This window comes from Psychrobacter sp. TB55-MNA-CIBAN-0194 (genome assembly GCF_040309505.1).
GTDB classification, from domain to species: Bacteria; Pseudomonadota; Gammaproteobacteria; order Pseudomonadales; family Moraxellaceae; genus Psychrobacter; species Psychrobacter fozii.
Genome location: NZ_JBEOOW010000030.1, coordinates 1 through 550 on the forward strand (window position 1 = coordinate 1; position 550 = coordinate 550).

Annotated in this window: 1 protein-coding gene; it reads left to right on the forward strand. The window is 46.9% G+C overall.

Going from position 1 to position 550, the window contains the following annotated elements; all coding sequences use genetic code 11:
• A partial coding sequence (locus AAEY75_RS14110) for an IS30 family transposase (protein ID WP_352259909.1) occupies positions 1 to 550 on the forward strand: 550 nt, incomplete at both ends.

Consider the following 550-nt stretch of genomic DNA (forward strand, 5'->3'; position numbering starts at 1 on the left):
CTATACACATCTTACCCAAGAGCAAAGATATCAAATATCAGCGCTATTGCAAGCTAAAAAGAGTCTCAGTGAAATAGCTAGAATTATTGGCTGTCATAAATCAACGGTGAGTCGAGAGATAAAGCGAAACATAGGACAAAGGGGTTATCGCCCCAAACAAGCCCATCGATTGGCAAACGCGCGCAAAGTTGTGAATAGCTCACAGATCAGCCGCTTTGGCTGGTGCTATATTGATCATCTACTCAGCAAGCACTACTCACCTGAGCAAATCACAGGGCGACTGAGAATGCTGGGTTGGCAAGAGGTCCCAAGCCATGAATCGATATATCAACACATCTATACTGACAAAAAGGCAGGGGGTAACTTACATAGCGCCCTTAGATGTCAAAAGCGCTATAGGAAACGCCGTCTGCAAGGTTATGATAGGCGCGGAAAGATAGCGAACCGCTGTGATATCACTGAGCGTCCCAGTATCATTGAAGCGCGCAGTCGTATGGGCGATTATGAAGGGGATACGGTGGTTGGTCGTGGACATCAAGGTGTGCTTGTC